Origin of the sequence: Pedosphaera parvula Ellin514, from assembly GCF_000172555.1 — a bacterium.
Lineage (GTDB): Bacteria > Verrucomicrobiota > Verrucomicrobiia > Limisphaerales > Pedosphaeraceae > Pedosphaera.
Genome location: NZ_ABOX02000102.1, coordinates 1 through 2,071 on the forward strand (window position 1 = coordinate 1; position 2,071 = coordinate 2,071).

Consider the following 2,071-nt stretch of genomic DNA (forward strand, 5'->3'; position numbering starts at 1 on the left):
AGGTCGGGCCGTGTGGAACAAGGGCCCTCAAGGGGTGTTGGAGCAAACCCGGGACGTGGAAAAAAACCTGCCATTTCCTTTGCTGGGGATGGATTTTGACAATGGGAGCGAATGGCTGAACTGGCATCTGGTGCGTTACCTGCAGGAGCGCGTGGTGCCCGTAAAACTCACCCGCTCACGCCCTTATCATAAAGATGACAATGCGCATGTGGAGCAGAAGAACTGGATGTGGCCGCGGCAGGTTCTGGGCTATGCCCGGTTGGAATCTCCGGCAGCGGTGCCCTTGATCAACCAGCTTTACAAGGAAACCTGGGGGCCATTGCAGAACTTTTTTCTGCCCTCAGCCAAGCTGGTGGCCAAGCATCGGGAAGGCAGCCGCTGGGTTCGCCGTCACGACCGTCCGCAGACGGCCTACCAGTGGCTGGTGAGCAGCGGACAACTGGGTAGGAAACAGGCGCAACGGTTGCGCGACTGGTATTACGCCGTCGATCCCTTTGAACTGGCCAGGCAAACGGATAAACAACTCAGACCGATCTTAAAATGAGGACGGGATGGAAGAATGAGAAATTTTTTTGCCCCTGCTGCTGCAGCAGCAGGGGCAAAAGGACCCTCCTGACGGAGGGAAAAACAATAAACACGTCGGTGTCATTTAATGTGAGGCAACGAATACCCAAATCCGGTCCAATCCCCGGTGTCATTTATCCTTGAGGCAACAGGGGCTTTTGGAATGGGGAGCGCCTCATCAAAGGCGGGAACCCTCCGCGGGAAATGGAAAGGATCAAAGCGACCGTCAGGGTGTGGATTTCACCCCGTTTCGAGTGGGGAGGCACCGGTGTAACCGACTACTCATCAGTCACATCGATGGTAGAGCAGAACTGTGGTTGGCTTGAAATATGCTATTTAGTGATGTGAGCCCAGTAATGGGCGAGCATATGAAGAGTAGTCGTACGATCCTATTAATTGAAGACAACCATAGTGATGTGGCCCTGATCCGTAATGCTTTTCTTCAACGGGGTGTGACAGATCAGCTTGAAATAGTGGCCGAAGGCAGGATGGCGAAAGATTATTTGGCCGGCCATGGCATTTATTCTGATCGTGCGGTGTACCCGTTTCCCAAGTTGGTGCTGTTGGATTTGCGTTTGCCGGATATTACAGGACTTGAGGTGCTTAAGTGGCTCCGTTCTGAACCAGGCCTGACGAAGGTGCCGGTCGTGATTCTCACGGGTTCTGAAGTGCGATCCGACATTGACCGCGCCTATCAACTCGGCGCGAATTCATACCTCGTCAAGACGGCCGATTTCGAAAAATTTCGTGCTCTGGTTCAGGACCTTAACGAATTTGTTTTAGGACCTCAAAATCCAGACGCTGTCATAAATCTAGGCAGTCCCAGCCCGACTCCTAAAACTCTGGCTCACGATTGAACAGTGGATTCGAGTGGGTTGCTGCCAACCACTTCATCCTTGGCGACGCCATTTGACTGTGTTTCCCCAGTCAGATTAGCTGCCAGCCAGTTAAGCCCTCTTTCGTTACGGCCTATGTTGTGAACTGCCAGGTTTCTAAATCCATCAGCAAGATGCGTTGTCGCTCGCGCGCAGAGCATGCAATCAGTCAAATAGCTTACCGCAAACCAAAAGGCCACAAACATCCACTCGGGGGAACTTGGCAGCCCTACGATCAGGCTTAAAAAACCAATGATCAGCAAACAAACCAATCCCGGGAGCAGCAGAACATAAAGCAAAGTAAGAAAGCAGGCGCGGGTTGAGCTCCGGGCAGTCAAACCTTGCCATAATCCAACCCAGGCGATGGCATAGCTGTCGGCAAGCAAGAGGAACATGCCCACCACGAGTGCCGCCACCCAGGATTTATCGCCATTCCACAAACCGCTGGCTTTGCTCCCGCTATGAATGAGGAGCGCATCCACCGCCATGAAAACGAGAATGGGGACAAGAAATTTTCGCTTCAAATATTTGATCAAACCGCGCCAAATGTCATCCTCGCGAATCGGCGTGCAAAGGAGCAATTCCAAAGCCCCACTGCTTCGGTCTTCCGCGAAGCGGAGGCTCGACTCCCA

At 52.9% G+C, this 2,071-nt stretch carries 2 protein-coding genes and 1 pseudogene; 2 read left to right on the forward strand and 1 reads right to left on the reverse strand.

Annotated features, from left to right (window positions below; translation table 11 throughout):
* A pseudogene (locus tag CFLAV_RS31475) lies at positions 1-544 on the forward strand (hypothetical protein); the annotation flags it as partial.
* A 388-nt stretch (positions 545-932) separates the two neighbouring features.
* The gene (locus CFLAV_RS31480; RefSeq protein ID WP_063816490.1) at positions 933-1,421 is read left to right on the forward strand and encodes a response regulator; all 489 of its coding nucleotides are present in this window, start codon (positions 933-935) and stop codon (positions 1,419-1,421) included.
* Here CFLAV_RS31480 and CFLAV_RS35900 read toward each other — a convergent pair.
* Positions 1,412-2,071 (reverse strand): hypothetical protein (locus CFLAV_RS35900; RefSeq protein WP_007418999.1); only part of this gene is annotated, 660 nt, incomplete at its 5' end. The two genes, CFLAV_RS31480 and CFLAV_RS35900, sit on opposite strands and share 10 nt — an antisense overlap.